Below are 18,397 nucleotides of genomic sequence, written 5' to 3'. Positions count from 1 at the left end.
TTCACCTCATTAAGTAAAAACTACATCTAAATTTTATCATAATGTTCGGATTTAAGATACTTTTTAAACAAAATAATAAAAAAATATCCGTTTAGGGTTTCAACTAAACGGATATTTTTTAGACAGGTCTTACAATATATACTTCAGAACAAAAACCACGAATGCTATTAAAAATGTGCTTTGCTTGGCTTTCTGTCCTACAAATTCCAAAAACAGTCGGTCCAGTTCCACTCATTTGGGCACTGTCAGCACCGTATTTCTCGAATTTTTCTTTAATTTTTTTAATCTCACTATGATGCTTTGAAGACAATGGTTCCAGCACATTTCCCATGTGAGAAACGATTTGATCATAGTCTTGCGTTTCAACCGCTTCTGCCAATTCGTTAACATTCACATGTTCTAATTTATCGTAATCAATCTTGTTTAAGATTTCGGGTGTTGAAACACTAACCTTTGGTTTCACAACCACAAAATACATTTTTGGCAGTTTTGGCATTAACTCAATGTTATCACCTTTACCAGTAACCATGGCGGTTTGGCTATATACACAGTAGGGAACATCTGAATCAAGTTGCAATCCGAACGTTGCCATTTCTTGATCGGTCATATGTAGATTCCAGAGACGATTAAGGCCCCGAATAACAGCTGCTGCATCAGATGATCCACCACCCATTCCAGCAGCAACAGGAATATTCTTTCTGATATGGATATCCACTTTTTGTTGGATTCCAAATTTCTTTTTAAGTAGAAATGCTGCTTGATATGCTAAGTTGCGATGATCTTGTGGTAAAAACACACGATTACAGTGAACAGAAATCCCGTTTCCCTTTTCGGTAATAATTTCGACGTAATCAGATAATTCAACCGAAGTCATTATCATATTCCACTCAATTTTGCCGTCTTTATGACGATACGGTGTATCCAAGCCTAGGTTAAGTTTGGCGCATGCTTTCTCTACGGTTCTCAAGTATCACACCCCCAATTTAACTAAATTATTTAATAACATTATACTAAAGTTAAAATGAAAAGTCAGTGAAACTTTCGGATTTTGTCAAAAGTGCAAAATAAAAAGAGCTAATAAACATTATTAGCTCTTAGTTTTAAGCTTCTTCACTTACTTCGTCGGTAAAATCCATTTCAATGTTCTTAGTTAGAATATCAGTGTAGCTATAAGATACTCTCTTAAGATTTTCATCTTCTTCTAACTCAACAACAAAAACTGCAGGGAACGTTTCTGCTAACATCCCATGTCGTTCTAATGTTTTATTTCTTCCTACTTGAACAGTTACAACAACTTTTTCGCCTAAGCGAGTGTCCAAGTGGCTCTTAATGTCAGTCAAACTGGTTGGCATAATATTCACCTCTCTAGTATTTCCCATTATACCACGAAAATTATTAAAATTCAAAATTATATCACAGTGATTTTTAATAATCAAATAATATTATACCAATTTTATATCGTGAAATTTGTTTGTTAAATTGACGTATTGATCAACCGTTAATTTTTCTGGACGAATTCCAGGTTGAATGTCAAATTCAGCTAGGACTGATTGAACCTTTTCTTTTGTTTCTGCATCCTTACCGAATAAACCTTGTAAGTTATTCCATAACGTCTTTCGACGGTGAGCAAAGCATCCCCTTACAAAACTAGCAAATGCCTTTTCATCAAATACTTCGTTTTCAATAGTATCTTTTCTTTCCAAAGTAACGATTGCTGAATCAACATTTGGAGCCGGTATAAATGATTTTCTTGATACCTCAAATGCTAATTTAACATCATTTAGGTATTGAATAATCACTGATAATGAACCGTAATCCTTGCTACCCGGATTAGCTTCTAAACGTTGGGCAACTTCTTTTTGCATCATAACAGTGATATTGTCGAACTCAGCATTTCCCTTCAATAAATCTAAAATGATTGGAGTTGTGATGTAGTAAGGTAAATTGGCAACTACCTTAATTGGGCGTTCATTGTTAAACTTTTCATCAATAATAGCTGGTAAATTAGCTTGTAGGATGTCTTGATTAATGATTTCAACATTATCATAGGGACTTAATGTTTCATCCAATACAGGCAATAAATTTTGATCAATTTCAAACGCTAGGACACGTTTTGAACTACGCGCTAGGAATTCGGTTAGTCCACCGATACCTGGTCCAATTTCGATTACATTATCTGTATCTGTTAGGTGCGCAGCCTTGACAATCTTAGATAAAACATTTAAATCGGTTAAAAAGTTTTGGCCTAAACTCTTCTTAGCTGATAAATGAAAACGATTTAAGATAGCTTGTGTTCTAGCTGGGCTAGCGATTTCTGGATTATTTGACATTATTTACTCCTTAATATGACTTAATGCTTCTTTAAATTGTTCTTTAGTAATTCCAAACATGGATAGTCGTTTCAATAGTTGTTTACCATTAACATATCCAATCTTTAATTCATTACATAATTGAGTTCGTCTAATTTTGGCCGCAGAATCATTAATGACCCTTGCAGCATTTAAATCAGCAACTGAAATTTCGCTCTCGTGATTAGTGTCTGACGTATAGACGTTTTTTAGTGCTTCTCTTATGGTCTCAACACTGGCATGTTCTACACCAAGTGAGCCATCACTCTTAGTAGGTACAGACTTTTTACGGTCAACAAACGCATGTTTAGCATTTGGTACCTCTTGAGCAATAATCTTTCTGATGCGTTCACCAGAAAAATCTGGATCGGTGAATACGATTACGCCACGTTGCTTGTCTAGTTTCTTAATCAACGCAAGAGTTTTGTCGTCAATAGCTGACCCCCTGGTTTCAATGGTGTCACATTCCACCGCCATTTTAATTCTCTTGGTATCGTCGCGGCCTTCTACCACGATTACTTCTTTAATTTTTTCCATTATTTATCCAATCCAAAAATTCTTAGTGCATTTTGATAAGTTGCTTCGGCAATCTTATCCGGGGTTGTATCTCTAAAACGAGCGACTGCTTCAACAGTATATAGAGTATATCCCGGTTCGTTTTGATGACCACGTAGTGGTTCAGGTGCTAAATAAGGTGCATCTGTTTCCACAAGCATTCTATCAATTGGGGTCTTAGAAACAGAATCATGAATTTCTTTGGTCTTTTTAAAGGTCGCGACACCAGAGTATGAAACATACATTCCTAAATCCATAATCTTATTTAGCCACTCTGCATCACCATTGAAACTATGAATGATACCATTATCTACACCCATTTCTTTTAAAATAGCGTAAGTATCTTCAAAAGCATCACGATTATGAACAGATATTGGCATTCCTAGTTCTTGAGCAATCTTAATTTGGCGTTTGAACACATTGAATTGAGCCTTCTTAGGTGCGATGCTTTGATTGTAATCAAGACCAATTTCTCCAAGAGCAACTACCTTATCACTTTGTAATTGTTCGTATAGAATAGCTTCTTCCTCGTCGTTATAGTTCAATGCATCTTCTGGATGAAAACCAACAATTGCGTACAAGTTATCGTATTGGTTAGCTAGTTCAATTGCTTCTTCATTCATTTGACGGTTTGATCCAACAATTGCCATTTTGGTAACACCTAGCTTTTTTGCGTGTTCAATGTATTCTTGCACTTGTCCTCTAAAAGCATCATCGTTTAAATGCGTATGTGAATCAAAAATTTGCATTATATTTGCTCCTATCGTAAAAATAGCCATCAATTCATTTTGAATTAATGGCTATTTTTTAGTTTGTTATCTCACCATTATTCCAAAGTGGCACCATTTTCAAATTGGCTACCAATTGTAACTAATTCAATGTTGCCATCGTCATGTTCAACAGATAGTAACATTCCTTGGCTCAATTGGCCACGCATCTTTCTAGGTTTCAAATTGGAAACTATGATTACTTTCTTACCGATTAGTTCTTCGAAGTTAGGATACCACTTAGCAATTCCTGAAAGGATTTGAGTAGCTTCTTTTCTACCTGCATCTAGGGTAAACTTCAATAGCTTGTCTGCCCCTTCAACTCGTTCAACATTCTTCACTTCGGCAACTTTTAGTTCTACTTTTTCAAAGGTATCGAACTTGATTTCTTTCTTATCAGCAGCACTTTCAACACCTTCTTGGGCAACTTGAGCTTGTTTCTTGGCTTCTTCTTTGGCTGCACGACCCTTTTGCTTATCTGATTTAGTCATTTGGTTCTTGATAAAGTCAACCTCTTCTTCCTTGTCTAAACGTGGGAAAATAGGAGTTCCCTTAGCAACAACTTTACCACCAGTTGGTAAACCTTCAATTGAAATGTCGATTAAATCAATTTCTTGATTGTCTAAACCTAACTGAGCGAAGATTTGCTTTGGTGCGTTAGTCATGATTGGGCTGATTAATAGACCGATTACTCGTAAACTGGCAGCTAAGTGAGCCATTACATCAGCAAGCTTCTCAGCGTCACCATCGTTTTCATTCTTAGCTAAAATCCATGGTGTGGTTTGGTCAATGTACTTGTTAGTTTGAGAAACTAATTGCCAAACAGCTGCTAAAGCATCTGAGAATCGTGATTCGTCCATCTTAGTCTTGTATTCAGCAATAACTTCCTTACTTAGTGCTTCTAGTTCCTTATCAGGTTCTAAGAAGTTTGACTTAAATTCAGGAATCACACCATCTTCGTACTTGTTAATCATTGAAACAGTACGGTTCAATAAGTTACCTAAATCATTTGCTAAATCATAGTTAATACGATCTACGAAGTCTTCTGGTGTGAACACACCGTCGTTACCGAATGGAACCGCCTTTAGCAAGTAGTATCTTACTGCATCTAAGCCGTATCTTTCGGCTAATACTTCTGGATAAATAACGTTACCCTTTGATTTAGACATCTTACCGTCTTTCATGGTTAACCAACCATGACCGATAACATGTTTTGGTAATGGTAATCCTAAAGCATGTAAAATAATTGGCCAGTAGATGGTATGGAATCTAACAATTTCCTTACCAACCATGTGGACGTCAGCCGGCCAGAATTTTTGGAATAATGAATCATCATCAGTATCGTATCCTAATGCACTAATATAGTTTGATAGTGCATCAATCCATACGTAAACTACGTGTTCTGGATTTGATTTAACAGGAATTCCCCAACTAAATGATGTTCTAGAAACAGCTAAATCTTCTAGACCTGGTTTGATAAAGTTATTAATCATTTCGTTCATTCTTGATTCTGGTTGAATAAAATCAGGATGATCTTTGTAGTATTGTAACAACCAATCAGCATACTTGCTCATCTTGAAGAAGTATGATTTTTCGTTCACTAGTTCAACTTCGTGTCCTGATGGAGCCTTTCCACCAATAACATTACCATTATCGTCTTTGTATACTTCGGCTAATTGTGATTCAGTGAAGTATTCTTCGTCTGATACTGAGTACCAACCGGAGTATTCTCCTAGGTAAATATCACCTTGATCTAATAATTGTTGGAAAATCTTTTGAACAACTTCTCTGTGTTGTGCATCAGTAGTTCTAATGAACTTGTCGTTTGAAATGTCCAATTTCTTCCATAAGTCTTGAATTTGAGCAGCCATCTTGTCCACATATGCTTGTGGAGTAGTATTTAATGATTCTGCTTTTTCTTCGATTTTTAATCCGTGTTCATCTGTTCCTGTTAGGAAAAACACATCAAAACCTTCAGCACGTTTGTAACGAGCTAACGCATCACAAGCAATAGTTGTGTATGAGTTCCCGATATGTAAACGTCCTGATGGGTAGTAAATAGGCGTTGTAACATAAAAAGTATTGTTATCAGCCATTTAAATCATCCTTTCAACCAGTAATTAATATTAACTATTAGTATATCATACTTGAATTGTCAATAATATTGCTCTTAGAACAAATCTAATTGCATCGGTGCCAAATCGTTAAATGACACGTGCAACATCTCTTTTAATTGTAGCGCGTTTGGTGCAGCATCCCTACCTGAGTTGTTGTTAAAGATCACACACACCTCATCGACTTCTTTGTTTAACTTAGTGACGATGTCGGCGAATTGCTTTAGTTCATCTTCGCTATATTTATACAACGTTCTTTGACTACGCCAGTTCTTGTCTTGGTTAAACCATCCCTGAGCGTTTCGGCCGTGAAGTCTTAACATCGCCATCTTAGAAGTAGTAACCATTGGTAATAGCTCAATACCATCGTTTAAATTATGTGGCTCATCAGCAATCACGAATGTCATTCCTAAACGTTTTAAATAATTTTTAATTGAGTTTTGCATCGACTTTTCTGTCCATGTCGGATTTCTAAACTCAACTGCAATTGGTACCGTTCTTCCCATCAATTCTCGGATGGTCATTAGATAGCGAATATTGTCGTTATTGCGTTGGAAATATGGTGGAAACTGAAATAGGACCGTCTTTAATTGGTTAGTATCCATTAATGGTTTTAGCATTTTCAAGTAATCACTAAATGCCTGTCTTCTTTGATCGTCATCGGCAGCCATCTGTGAACGCATGTCATGCTTGGTCATTAATTGGTTAGCTTTTAAGATAAACTGGAATGATTCTGGCACTTGGCGCATCCATTGACGCACTGTTTTTTCCTGTGGAATGCCGTAAAACGGATTATCGACTTCCACGACTGGAAAATGGGCAGCGTACTCGTTTAACTTAACAGGGCGGTCTTCACCATTAATCAATGCTGGATGTTCGCTCCAAGTTGTTACTCCTAAAGTTATCATTAAACCATCATCTTCCTTCTTATTTCAATTCACTAAAGAATTTCGTTGCATCCTCTTGAATCATTGTAAAATCGATTCCTAAGTTTAACTTTTCCTGGTTAACCGCAATTACTTTGGCACCCGGATTTCTATAATCCAATAGACCGGCAAATGGGTAGACACGCATTGAAGTCCCAACGATTACTACCAAGTCCGCCTTTTCCATTAGTTGGACACTGTTAACAACCTTTGCTTGATTAAGACCTTCATCGTATAACACGATTCCTGGACGAAGTGTTCCGCCGCAATCAGTGTGCTTGTCGCTTTGCATATATTCATGCCAGTCAACTCTTTGACGGCACTTTTGGCAATATACGTCGTATAGATTGCCGTGAAATTCAATTAAATTTTTGGTGTCGGCAGCTCCATATAATCCATCAACATTTTGAGTGATTACACTGGCCCTACCTTTTCTAGTAAGTTCAGCTTGTTTTTTGTGAATTACATTGGGTTTGGCATCTGGATAGTACATATTTTCCTTCACAAATGTGTAGAACACATCTGGTTCATTAGCTAAACATGCATGACTTAAATAATATTCAGCTGGTTTTCCAGTTGTATCAGTTGCGTATAACCCATTCTTAGAACGATAGTCTGGAATGTTGGAAGCTGTTGATACACCGGCTCCTGTCAAAAATACAATGTTTTTTGCATTATCAAATAATGATTGAATTTCCTTATCCATCAGATTGCCTCCTGCCTTATTTTCTAATGATGTATGGCATTTTTAATTCTTTAAATAATTCTTGAACAGTCATAGCGTATAACTTCTTGAAGTATTCTGGACTGTCATCCATACCAGTTGGCGCAGGAATAACGAATGAGTTTTGATCATCTGACTTGTTGAAACCAACGTATGCACGACGACCAGTTTCCTTATCATGTAATTCTGAATGAAAGATTTCAAATTGTTGTTTTACGTTTAAGTTTAGTTGTCTTTCTGAAACAACACTGGAGATAGTTGCAAATTCTGAGTTATGCAATGCAGGTAATCCCCACTTCTTTAATTGTTCGTCAAAGGCCTTGAATAACTTAACAACATTTCTTCTGAAACCAAATGGTGAATCTGTTGGTTTTTCAGTAATAATCTTGTAGATTTCATCAGCAGCCTTTAGGGCAACTGGGTAGTCTTTTTCCAGAGTTGGACGAGCAAATGAATCGAACTTGTCACCGTAGAATACGTGAGCGTCGATTAAAGTCAATAAACGTAATTCCATTGCGTTATCTAATTCTTCTGGTTCAGGTTCAATTGTGTTTTGAATACCCTTTAGGTACATCTTTTCGATGTCTTCGTTGATTAAGCCGTGTTTTCTTTGTTCTGAAACAACCACAAAGTGAGCAACAATATCAAATAGTTCTGTACCCATCACTTCTAGTTGTTCGTCCAATTCGTCTTGACCAGTTGATAGTGAGAAGAATACTTGTGGGAAACCACGTAGTGTCATCAACAAGTGAATTAGTTCGTGTGAAGCAGTGTAGTTAGGAGCTGACATGTCTGAGATTTGAACAAATAGGTTCTTACCATCTTGCACTACTTGTGCTTGATCATGTCTAACATATCCAGATTGAAGTTGTCCGATAAATTGAACTTCAATTTTACCTGGGAAAAATTTATTTACAACGTTAATTAAACTTTGTGTGTCTTGATTTAATTCGATTTCCATTAAAATTCACCTTCATTGTTATTTCTAATTTGGTTTAAGATTTTTTGGGCTGACTTTAAGTCATTTAAATGATTAGCCCTCATTTTTGAAACTACTTGGTTGATTTCTTTATCTTTAGCTCCGGCACTCATTACCAATGAATTCAATTGTAGGTTCATGTGTCCCTTTTGAATTCCATCAGTAACCAATGCCCTTAGAGCTGCTAAATTTTGGGCCAAACCAACTGAGGCAACCACTTGGCTTAACTCTTCTTTTGAAGTCACTTGTGATAGATGTTGGTTAATTTTAACCTTTGATAATACCTTAACAGCACCACCGATGAAAGCTAAAGACAAAGGAATTGTCATCTCACCAACTAAATTATCACCATCAATTGTCCAGTTAGATAGTCCTTTGTATTGGCCATCCTTGCTGGCATATGAATGAATGCCAGCCTCAACAGCTCTCCAATCATTGCCCATTGCCATTACCACCGCATCAATTCCATTCATGATGCCCTTATTATGGGTAGCAGCACGATATGGATCGATTTGAGCAATGTGTGATGCTTCAACAATTCTTTGCGCAACATCACTACCGTTATTATCAGGATTACCCAGTTGGCTAAATGGAATGGAACCAGATACTTTCACCAAGTTATCTTCTCCGTAGTTAGATAAAATGCTCATTAGAACATCGCAATTAGTTCGTTCTTCGATAAACTGGGACGTAGCCTCTAACATTGAGTTAATGATATTTGCACCCATAGCTTCACCAACGTTAACGAACAAATCAACGGATGCGTAATCATTGTCTAGTTTTCTAACTCGGACCTTTTTAGCACCACCACCGTATTCTAGAATTGATGGATGTGATTGGTTGGCGATATCAATAATATGTCCCTGATGTGTATTGATAATTCCAATCAATAGATTAATATCGTTAGTTTTAACAACGATTTGCCCCATTAGGTTACGGCCTAATACTTCAGCAGTAATCCCCGCTCCTTTGGAAAACAAGCGAGCACCATTACTGGCCGCTGCAATCACGGATGGTTCTTCTGTTACCATTGGAACAATTTTTTCAACACCATTAATCATAAAATTAACAGCAACTCCTTCTGGAATGGAGTAATCAGTTACATAATTTTCAACTAAATTATCACTTGATTGGTGATAATCGCTAGTTATTTCATGTTTCTCATTCATGTCTAATCCAGCAAATTCACTAATTAGTTTCATTCTGTCATCGTAATTACGATGGTAGAAATGTTTGAAAGTTCCCATTGTCAGTCCTCCCGAATGCGGTATTACTCCTGATATTTTTATAATAACATTATTTAATTTTCAAGCATTTAAAAAGGTTTTTAACCCGTAACTGGATTAAAAACCTTTTTAATAGTTTCGATAGTGCTTCTTTATATATTCAGCAATAAGTCCTTCTCTTACTCCACCTTCAGAAAATACGATTCTTCTTGAATCAATTTCATCGATGACAGTAATAAGAGGTAATAGACCACCTAGTATAATATCAGCTCGCTCGTTTTCTAATCCGTGAATTTCTTTTCGATTGTGTAAGTTCTTACGTAAAAGTAATTCATACGTTCCCATCACTTGGCGTTGATTTAGGTGATAGCCATTTAGGTTATCAGAGTTCTTGAAGTGTTGGTGACTGCGATTAATTCTCGCTAAACTTCTGGCAGCTCCTCCCAAAACAACTAATTGATAGTGATCTGCTTTTTTTAGCCAAGGAACACGATGTATGTTTTCCTTTAAGAAACGTTGCGCATTAAATAAATCAGCTGCATGAACTGAGTTATTCAATTTAAAACGTTCTGAAATATTAACGGCACCAATTGGTAAACTAATTAAGTCTCGACGCTTTTTTCCTTGAACTCGGACTAATTCGATACTGGCACCACCAATATCCATCACCATATAGTCGTTCATCTTAATCTTATTAACGACTCCTAAATAATCATAATAAGCTTCTTCACGACCTGATAGGACTCTAACGTCTAAGCCAACTTTCTTTCTTACCTTGCGAATAAAAGCCTTTTGGTTTTCAGCTTGTCGAACCGCAGCAGTTGCAATGGTAATCACAGTGGCATTATTCATTGAGCTATAAATTCTTTTGAAAGACTTTAAAGCATTAATTGTCCGATTAATTGCAACCGGTTGTAAAATCTTTTCTTTCCCCATTCCTTCGGATAGACGACTATCACTCTTGCTACGTTTTAACTCAACACAATAACCGTCATTTTCAATCCTATAAATGGACATTCGAGCAGAATTCGAACCGATGTCAACAATTACTAAGTTCTCCATCCGATTCACCCTAAACTCCTAAAATATTTTTTATTTAAAGTAATTAATACCAATAGCATCCCTTACTTCATCTAGGGTTTGGTTGGCTACCTTATTCGCTTTTTCACTACCTGCCTTTAGAATGTCATAAACAGCTTGTGGATCTTTTTCAAATTGTTCACGACGTTCTCTAATTGGTGCCAATTCAGCTTGTAACACTTCGTTTAAGTAACGTTTGATTTTAACATCCCCTAATCCACCGTGTCTGTATTGTTCCTTCAAGTCAGCAACTTTTTGCTTGTCATCAGCAAAAATATCTAGGTAAGTAAATACAGTGTTTCCTTCAACTTGACCAGGATCTTCCACGTGAATGTGGTTAGGATCAGTGTACATTGACATTACTTTCTTTTGAATGGTGTCAGCATCGTCTGCTAGGTAGATGGCGTTGTTCAATGATTTACTCATCTTAGCGTTTCCATCTAAACCTGGAATTCTACCCATTCCCTTTGGTGGGAAGTATCCTTCTGGTTCAACTAACACATCCTTACCATATATACCATTAATACTTCTAACTATTTCTCTAGTCTGTTCTAACATTGGTTCTTGGTCTTCACCAACTGGAACTGTGTCGGCCTTAAATGCAGTAATATCAGCTGCCTGGCTAACTGGATAAATGAAGAATCCAGCAGGAACACTTTCACCAAACTTCTTTTGTTGAATTTCGGTCTTAACAGTTGGGTTTCTCTTCAAACGGTTCACTGAGACTAAGTTTAAGTAGTGCATTGTTAATTCGTTTAGTGCAGGAATTTGTGATTGAACCAAGATGGTTGATTTTTCAGGGTCAATTCCGACAGCTAAGTAATCCAAAGCTACTTGTAATAGTGAATTTCTGATTTTTTCTGGATCACGAGCATTATCAGTTAATGCCTGCATATCTGCAATCATGATATTGGTGTCGTATTCACCAGAGTTTTGTAGCTCAACTCTGTTTTTTAATGATCCAACGTAGTGTCCGATATGTAGTTTACCAGTTGGTCGATCACCAGTTAGAATTACTTTTTTATCTGCCATTTTGTTACTTCCTTTCCAAAAAAAGCGTCCCATTGTTAAAAAAACAATAGGACGCTTGAGCGCGGTACCACCTAACTTGCAAATGTATAATCATTTGCCACTCTGCGATAAGGGTGCAATCCCGTAAATTCATCCATTTCGCTAGTCGTGACTACTTTCAGTAATACATAATCTCTCTGTAAATGACATCGCTACTTGCTTTAATATTAATTATATTTTACTGGATTTAAATTAACATGTCAAAAAGGATATTAATTGACATGACGGTTAAATCTAATTAGAATTATTGAGCATAAATGAACGGATTTAACAATAAATTAGGAGGTAAAAATGGCTAATAACGATCTTACAAATGAACAAAATCGTGTCGATAAAGTTGTCGCCAAATTACACAAAAGAATCGATAAGACGGAAGCTGAATACCAAAAAGCTCACAATGAAACCAAACGTGTTCAACAAAACTACGGTAACAATACTTCAGTTAACTATGTCGAAGTCGATGATAGAATTGAAACTTCTGCTGACCTCCAACAACAAAGAGGACTAGTTAATAAGGTAGTCCAAAGCGAAGCCATCATTAAAAATCAGCTTGAAACATACAAGAAATTAGCAGATTCTCCATACTTTGGACGAATTGATATCAAAGATGATGGTGATGATAATTCCGAAAGCTTATATATCGGAACCGCTTCATTTGTTGACGATAACGAAAATTTCTTAGTTTATGATTGGCGTGCCCCAATCTCTAGTATTTACTACAATGGAACTCTGGGAAAAGTTTCGTATCAAACTCCTGCTGGTAAACAAAGCACCGACCTAGAAAAAAAACGTCAGTTTCAAATTAGTCATGGTGAAATTAATAACATGTTTGATACCAATGAAACCGTTGGAGATGAAATGCTCCAATCCGTATTAGGTCAACAACATGATGAAGTGATGCAAAATATCGTTTCAACAATTCAAAAAGAACAAAACGATATCATAAGAGATACCTATAGCGACCTACTAGTTGTTCAAGGCGTTGCTGGTTCCGGTAAAACCTCTGCAATTTTACAACGGATTGCATTCCTCTTATATCACAGTAGAAGCTCACTTCAGGCTGATCAAATCATTTTATTCTCACCTAACCGTTTATTCTCACATTATATTTCTGATGTTTTACCTAGTTTAGGTGAACGTAATATGAGACAAGTGACATTGCAAGAATTCATTGATCACCGCCTTGAAGGTGTGAAGGTGCAAAGTTTATTCGAACAGTATGAAACTGAACAAGCATACACAGATGATGAAAAAGCAATTCAATCATTCAAACGAAGTCATCAATATATGACTTCAATCGAAAACTACATCAATACCGTTTTTAATGATGACATTGCTTTTCAAAGTATACTAATTGATGGCAAGGTATTCTTTGATGCCGATGTGATTAAGGATATCTATGCTTCGCAACCTAAACAAATGAAACCATCCGATAAGTTCTTAAAGACTAAAAACCGCTTAATTGAAATCTTGAAGAAAAGAATTGAGGTTGAAGTATATAAACCATGGGTTGATGATGCAATCGATCAACTTAATTCTGAACAATACCATGACTTCATGGAAGGTCATCAACTTGGCAGTTTCCAAGATGAAGATGATGAAAGATATTTCATTGCCAAACAGATTGTGACTGAGCATTTCAGAAAAGTATACGATGCTTTGTATAACGGTTCATTCTTTGATCCATATCTTCAATATCAACGCTTCATGCAACAAGTCGTATTACCTAAGGATGTAAATGTTAATGCATGGAATGATGATATCGATGGCTTTGCTGATTCAATCGAATTACATCAAGTTCGTCTGGACGACGCTGCCCCACTTTTATACATGCGTGATTTAATGATTGGGGGCGGTCAAAATCAAGTAATGCAATATCTATTCGTCGATGAAATGCAAGACTACTCAATTGCTCAATTAATTTACATTAAGCACGCCTTTCCACAAACCAGAATTAACTTAATTGGTGATAGCGAGCAGGCATTATTTAAAGCTGTTGAAGCACCCCAAATGCTATTAAATAAATTAAACGAAGCTTTTGCTACTAAAAAATCAAGATTAATTACTCTAAATCGATCATATCGTTCAACATATCCTATCACTAACTTTGCTAAGTCATTATTACCAAATGGTGATGAAATCGAAGCCTTCAACCGTCCAGGCAAATCCCCGGAGATTTTCATTCGTCATAACGAACAGGAATGTATTGATGCCTTAATTGAATGCGCAAAACAAGAATCAAAAGATGAAGGTACAGTTGCAATTGTTACTAAAAACATTACTGAAGCAAAACAACTTCACCAACATACCTACAATCAACTTAATCCTACGCTCTTAGCTGATACAGATAGATCTCTTCCAAAGGGCGTCGTAATCATGCCAATTTATCTAGCTAAGGGATTAGAATTTGATTCTGTCATTGCATGGAATGTTTCTAAAGATAATTATCCAAACGATGACTATGTTGGAACACTATATACAATTGCTACTAGAGCTATGCATCATCTGACATTAATTAGTAATGGCCCTGTTTCACCAATTATTGCAAACGCTAACTTGCCAATTAATGATGTTAAAATTGATAGAAAAATTAAATAATTGAAAAAAGACCAATCATAAAAGATTGGTCTTTTTATATGGGGAATCACACCCTAGAGATGTTATAACGTCTCATTTTTTCCTGAAACTAAGTGATTCTTTAATTTACTTATTTTTTCAGTAATCCATTTATAAAGTGATCTTTGACTTTCTAATTGTTTGGATAATTTTATAGATTCCTGGATAAATGTCTGTTGTGCAGAATGATTTTTAGAATTTTCAAACTTGAAATAGTTTCCTTCCTTGTCCAAGAAGAAACCATCGACATCATCTTCAGAATAAATATCAATAATTTTTTGAATTTTATTAATATTATATTTATCCAAAATCTTAGCTGCTAATTCAACGCGATTAACCATGTTTCTTGTCATTAAATCAGCTGAGGAAATCCATAATGACGGCTGATCTGTATAAAACGCATATATTCTGCTATGCTCTAGGAATTGACCGACAACACTTGAAACGACGATATTTTCTTTATCTCCACATATTCCTAATTTCAAACAACAAGATCCTCTTACTACCAGTCTAAAAGGGACCCCCACCGTAGCAGCATCATAAATGGCTGCAATGACATCAACATCTGTCAAAGAATTTACTTTAAGAAAAACTTTTCCCTTACCATATTTTTGGTAATATTCCTTAACTCGATTTATATTTTGAATAACCATATCTTCGATTCGATTTGGCGACGAAACAATAGAATTATATTTTGGCGAACGTGAACAATCACCATTATGAGACAAATAATCAAAGAAGGATATTAGACAGTTAACATATTCATCCGAACTGGAATATAAACTTAAATCAACAAATCCCTTTGCTGTTTGTTCGTTATAATTTCCAGTTCCAATCTGTACGTATCCTTTAACACTACTCTTATCATTCATTATGACCAAGCATGTTTTGCTGTGGACCTTCATATATTTTTTTCCAAATATAATTTCGCATCCTGCATCTTCCAATTCGTCAGTTACTTTGAGGTTATTAGTCTCATCAAACCTAGCTCTCAGTTCAACTACCACTGTCACTTTAATTCCCTTCTTAGAAGCTTCTTTTAATAGCTCTATGACTTTGGAATTATCCGCGACTCGATAAATTGTTTGTTTGATTGCTATAGTTTTAGGATTATCTACCGCTTCTTTTAAAAACTGAAGAAATTGATCGAATGAATCATAAGGATATTGTAAGAGTAGATTATGGCTTTTAAGATAATCTTGCATAGATTTGTTTCCATGCCACTTTGTTCCTGAAAAGTCAGGATATGATAGTTCTGGATGTTTTTTACTCCAAGATTTAATCAACGGAAACATAAATGTCAAATCTAATGGAGCATCGATTTTAAAAACATCATTTGGTTTGATTTTAAACTTTTTAATAAAATAATTAATGAATTTTTCGTTAGTATCGGGTAAATTCTGTATTTCTAACATTGTTACTTTACCCTTTTCTCGGTTCGCTAGATAATGACGTAAGTTTTGGATAGTTTTTTTACTACCATTATTTTTCTCTAGGTCAATTGATGCATCTAAATCTCGACTTAATCGAAATATGATAACATCCTCAATTTCACCATCGTCATATAAATTTTCCAGGTTATTGATGATAAGATCTTCCATCATCAAGTATTGTTTTTTTCCGTTTGCTTTCAAACTTACAGTTCTTCTAATATATGGTGGTATTGGCATAATACGAATTGACGTGTCTGCTTTTGTTTTAACCAATGTCGCAATTGCCATCCATTTATTTTTCAAAAAATCTAAATTATATTCAGAATTAAATGTGGTACTAGTCAGAAAAGGAAGAATTTTTTCATCGAATTTTTGGTTAGCTTTTTGCTTCATTCGATCACATAAATCAACATATTTTACGAATTTACCAATACCATAATCTGATAATTGGGTAATTAGTTGATTGAAATATTTCGATTGTAATTTGAAATTATTATCATTTGACTCGTGAATTTTTTTTAATAATTCTGAATACTTTAACATCGTTTTTGGATCACGTCCGTTGTTAGTCAAGGCTTCTTGACTTTGTAGACTAGGAACCCTAACACTATAAAATTCATCTAAATTGCTAGATGCGATAGATAAAAAATTTAGTTTGTTTAAATACGGAACATGATAATTATTTGCTAATTCGATTACCCTTTTATTAAAAAGTAACCAGCTTAAATCTCGATTGTATAACTCACCTTTGTATTTAGATTTTATTCCCATGTTTTCCGCCTCCAGTAAAGGACTTAAAATCTAATTCAACTTGTTCAACATAACGTTTCGAGTACTTTACTAAGGCTTCTGATATCCAATCTTTGCTTTCTAAATATCCAATAATTTTATAAAAAGTTGGTGACTGGCTATGTGCTCTAGCTAATAGACTGATACATACATTTACATAGTCACAGAATGCTGGAAAATCTAATTTATTAAGATTAACCGAACCCTTCATGTCTCTAAACTGTCTTACATAAAAACTATTTTTTTCAGTATTAAAATAACCTAGAAATGGGTCTGATGCACTTTGCAAAATCAATTGACAATTCATAATATCTTCTCCGGTTGAATGTTTATTGTCGATGTAGATTTTATCATCTTGATAAATTGGCAATCCCTGTTTTATTTGTAAAACAAGATCATCTCCGGATGAATTTTCTAGTAAAATTAAATAACAAAGTGTTCCGACGCTCCCAACCCCAACGGTATGTCGAACAATATCAACAATATGGAATTGAAGCAAAAATTGTTTAATATCACTTCTTGAGTGATGTAAATAATTTTCATAACCTTTTACCAACTTCTTATAATCTTCATTTCCGACATGCACCGTAACAGGCGCATCTTCTATAAATTGTTTTTGACCTTTTAGGGTGGTCGTATATTTTTTAACTGCATAATCTGAATTATTATTAATAGCCTTATTGATAGATTTACTGACAATTTTTTTAAATGATTTATCAAAGGTAATTTTGGATTCATGAATTTTAGAAAAACTACTCGAAATGTTTTCCAAAGTATTGGGCTTTATGAATCGTTCCATTGATGGCAAATTACCCATATATCTCAACGTTTTCAAATAAGTTTTAACAGATTTTTTTAGAAAAGGTTCTACATCCTTTTTTAAATGAAAGCCCTGTTGTTTTGCTACCAGCAATGCACTAACCAACAGTCGCTTTACGTCATATTCCCAATAATCAATGTGAGACTCATCAAAATCATTCATGTCAAACAATAACTGTCCTTCTGATGAACCATAGTAACCAAAATTACCAAGATGAGCGTCTCCACCAATTAAAGTTTTGATGCCTGAATTATTATAGTGATTTAAATCATAATTCATCACATCAACTGATCCTCGAAAGAATGCAAATGGTGATTTTGACATTCGCTTTCTTTTGGTTGCGAGCAGATCTTTATACAGCAAATCATTTTTAGGTTTCATAATTTTTGAAACATCACGATGAGTAACTTTATAACTTGCTATATCATCGTATTTAGTATCAATTGCTAATCTACTACCTTCAACAATTAATTCAGCGGGTGTCTTCATCAATATATCTGTAAAATCAAAATTATAAGGTAATATTTTCTTATTCATAAATTATCCCTCCTTTTCAATTACCAGTTATATCAAAAGCAATTAAGACATTCAATTTCTTGCTAATTGGCTTTGAAGTCTAAAGATTTAGATTGTTCAAAACAAAAAAGCAGTGAATTACTAGTAATCCACTGCTTTTTTTGATTATTTTATTTATATTTAATTAAACTCTTTATTCTATATATATTAATGAATGTTATATATTCTTTAAGTTTAAGCCGTTTCCGGGATTTGAACCCGGGACCTCTTCCTTACCATGGAAACGCTCTACCTCCTGAGCTAAAACGGCAATATTAACAAAAAGCCTTCGATTTACATCGAAGGCTTTTTTATTAGCGCGGCAACTTCCTACCCTTGCAGAGGGCGATCCCTCAACTACTATCGGCGTTTAGAAGCTTAACTTCTGTGTTCG

15 protein-coding genes and 1 tRNA gene are annotated in these 18,397 nt (G+C 35.2%); 1 reads left to right on the top strand and 15 read right to left on the bottom strand.

All coding sequences use genetic code 11. From position 1 onward, the window contains the following. Positions 1 to 118 precede the first annotated feature (118 nt). The 12 genes from ispE to trpS all read right to left on the bottom strand — a co-directional run bounded on the left by ispE (position 119) and on the right by trpS (position 11,751). Entirely contained in the window at positions 119 to 967 is an 849-nt protein-coding gene (gene ispE / locus FD688_RS00880; protein WP_138741414.1) for a 4-(cytidine 5'-diphospho)-2-C-methyl-D-erythritol kinase, read from the bottom strand. A 133-nt stretch (positions 968 to 1,100) separates the two neighbouring features. Beyond that, a complete protein-coding gene (locus FD688_RS00875; RefSeq protein WP_034532463.1) occupies positions 1,101 to 1,352 on the bottom strand; it encodes a Veg family protein in 252 nt (83 codons plus the stop codon). A 90-nt stretch (positions 1,353 to 1,442) separates the two neighbouring features. Further along, positions 1,443 to 2,330: a 16S rRNA (adenine(1518)-N(6)/adenine(1519)-N(6))-dimethyltransferase RsmA gene (rsmA, locus tag FD688_RS00870; protein ID WP_138741413.1), complete on the bottom strand. Its 888-nt coding sequence runs from the start codon at positions 2,328 to 2,330 to the stop codon at positions 1,443 to 1,445. A 3-nt stretch (positions 2,331 to 2,333) separates the two neighbouring features. Beyond that, the gene (gene rnmV / locus FD688_RS00865) at positions 2,334 to 2,885 is read right to left on the bottom strand and encodes a ribonuclease M5 (protein ID WP_138741412.1); all 552 of its coding nucleotides are present in this window, start codon (positions 2,883 to 2,885) and stop codon (positions 2,334 to 2,336) included. Beyond that, entirely contained in the window at positions 2,885 to 3,652 is a 768-nt protein-coding gene (locus FD688_RS00860) for a TatD family hydrolase (protein ID WP_138741411.1), read from the bottom strand. The genes rnmV and FD688_RS00860 overlap by 1 nt, the downstream gene beginning before the upstream one ends. Positions 3,653 to 3,729: 77 nt before the next feature. Continuing rightward, complete coding sequence (gene metG, locus FD688_RS00855) at positions 3,730 to 5,766, bottom strand: methionine--tRNA ligase (RefSeq protein WP_138741410.1); 2,037 nt, start codon at positions 5,764 to 5,766, stop codon at positions 3,730 to 3,732. Positions 5,767 to 5,840: 74 nt separating this feature from the next. Further along, complete coding sequence (locus FD688_RS00850) at positions 5,841 to 6,692, bottom strand: DUF72 domain-containing protein (RefSeq protein ID WP_138741409.1); 852 nt, start codon at positions 6,690 to 6,692, stop codon at positions 5,841 to 5,843. Between the two features lie 19 nt (positions 6,693 to 6,711). Further along, positions 6,712 to 7,419, bottom strand: coding sequence for an NAD-dependent protein deacylase (locus FD688_RS00845; protein ID WP_138741408.1), 708 nt, complete (start codon positions 7,417 to 7,419; stop codon positions 6,712 to 6,714). Between the two features lie 13 nt (positions 7,420 to 7,432). After that, positions 7,433 to 8,395: a hypothetical protein gene (locus tag FD688_RS00840; protein WP_041152447.1), complete on the bottom strand. Its 963-nt coding sequence runs from the start codon at positions 8,393 to 8,395 to the stop codon at positions 7,433 to 7,435. Next, a complete protein-coding gene (locus FD688_RS00835) occupies positions 8,395 to 9,660 on the bottom strand; it encodes a hydroxymethylglutaryl-CoA reductase, degradative (RefSeq protein WP_138741407.1) in 1,266 nt (421 codons plus the stop codon). Before FD688_RS00835 ends, FD688_RS00840 begins: the two co-directional genes overlap by 1 nt. 108 nt (positions 9,661 to 9,768) lie before the next feature. After that, on the bottom strand, positions 9,769 to 10,701 hold the full coding sequence (locus FD688_RS00830) for a Ppx/GppA family phosphatase (RefSeq protein ID WP_034532451.1): 933 nt from the start codon (positions 10,699 to 10,701) through the stop codon (positions 9,769 to 9,771). A 30-nt stretch (positions 10,702 to 10,731) separates the two neighbouring features. Then, positions 10,732 to 11,751, bottom strand: a complete 1,020-nt coding sequence (gene trpS, locus FD688_RS00825) for a tryptophan--tRNA ligase (protein ID WP_138741406.1) — start codon at positions 11,749 to 11,751, stop codon at positions 10,732 to 10,734. A gap of 330 nt (positions 11,752 to 12,081) precedes the next feature. Here trpS and helD point away from each other — a divergent pair, with 330 nt between their 5' ends. Continuing rightward, positions 12,082 to 14,388 (top strand): RNA polymerase recycling motor HelD, encoded by a 2,307-nt coding sequence (gene helD, locus FD688_RS00820; protein WP_138741405.1) that lies wholly within the window; start codon positions 12,082 to 12,084, stop codon positions 14,386 to 14,388. A gap of 62 nt (positions 14,389 to 14,450) precedes the next feature. Here the strand turns inward: helD and ppk1 are convergent, their stop codons facing one another. From ppk1 to FD688_RS00805, 3 genes are all read right to left on the bottom strand, one after another. Beyond that, positions 14,451 to 16,610 carry a polyphosphate kinase 1 gene (gene ppk1, locus FD688_RS00815; protein WP_138741404.1) on the bottom strand — a complete coding sequence of 720 codons (2,160 nt, stop codon included), beginning with the start codon at positions 16,608 to 16,610 and terminating at the stop codon, positions 14,451 to 14,453. Continuing rightward, positions 16,594 to 17,985 (bottom strand): DUF2252 domain-containing protein, encoded by a 1,392-nt coding sequence (locus tag FD688_RS00810; protein ID WP_138741403.1) that lies wholly within the window; start codon positions 17,983 to 17,985, stop codon positions 16,594 to 16,596. Before FD688_RS00810 ends, ppk1 begins: the two co-directional genes overlap by 17 nt. Before the next feature lie 216 nt (positions 17,986 to 18,201). Beyond that, positions 18,202 to 18,274 (bottom strand) — tRNA-Thr (locus FD688_RS00805). Positions 18,275 to 18,397: the final 123 nt, after the last annotated feature.

This window comes from Apilactobacillus kunkeei (assembly GCF_005930975.1).
Classification (GTDB): Bacteria; Bacillota; Bacilli; order Lactobacillales; family Lactobacillaceae; genus Apilactobacillus; species Apilactobacillus kunkeei_E.
This window is presented reverse-complemented; position numbering and strand designations above follow the sequence as displayed.

What these genes read in the sequence shown, in the direction of transcription:
- FD688_RS00875 (WP_034532463.1), bottom strand. Translation starts at nt 1,352, where the DNA reads ATGCCAACCAGTTTGACTGACATTAAGAGCCACTTGGACACTCGCTTA.
- rsmA (WP_138741413.1), bottom strand. Translation starts at nt 2,330, where the DNA reads ATGTCAAATAATCCAGAAATCGCTAGCCCAGCTAGAACACAAGCTATC.
- rnmV (WP_138741412.1), bottom strand. Translation starts at nt 2,885, where the DNA reads ATGGAAAAAATTAAAGAAGTAATCGTGGTAGAAGGCCGCGACGATACC.
- FD688_RS00860 (WP_138741411.1), bottom strand. Translation starts at nt 3,652, where the DNA reads ATGCAAATTTTTGATTCACATACGCATTTAAACGATGATGCTTTTAGA.
- metG (WP_138741410.1), bottom strand. Translation starts at nt 5,766, where the DNA reads ATGGCTGATAACAATACTTTTTATGTTACAACGCCTATTTACTACCCA.
- FD688_RS00850 (WP_138741409.1), bottom strand. Translation starts at nt 6,692, where the DNA reads ATGATAACTTTAGGAGTAACAACTTGGAGCGAACATCCAGCATTGATT.
- FD688_RS00840 (WP_041152447.1), bottom strand. Translation starts at nt 8,395, where the DNA reads ATGGAAATCGAATTAAATCAAGACACACAAAGTTTAATTAACGTTGTA.
- FD688_RS00835 (WP_138741407.1), bottom strand. Translation starts at nt 9,660, where the DNA reads ATGGGAACTTTCAAACATTTCTACCATCGTAATTACGATGACAGAATG.
- FD688_RS00830 (WP_034532451.1), bottom strand. Translation starts at nt 10,701, where the DNA reads ATGGAGAACTTAGTAATTGTTGACATCGGTTCGAATTCTGCTCGAATG.
- trpS (WP_138741406.1), bottom strand. Translation starts at nt 11,751, where the DNA reads ATGGCAGATAAAAAAGTAATTCTAACTGGTGATCGACCAACTGGTAAA.
- helD (WP_138741405.1), top strand. Translation starts at nt 12,082, where the DNA reads ATGGCTAATAACGATCTTACAAATGAACAAAATCGTGTCGATAAAGTT.
- ppk1 (WP_138741404.1), bottom strand. Translation starts at nt 16,610, where the DNA reads ATGGGAATAAAATCTAAATACAAAGGTGAGTTATACAATCGAGATTTA.
- FD688_RS00810 (WP_138741403.1), bottom strand. Translation starts at nt 17,985, where the DNA reads ATGAATAAGAAAATATTACCTTATAATTTTGATTTTACAGATATATTG.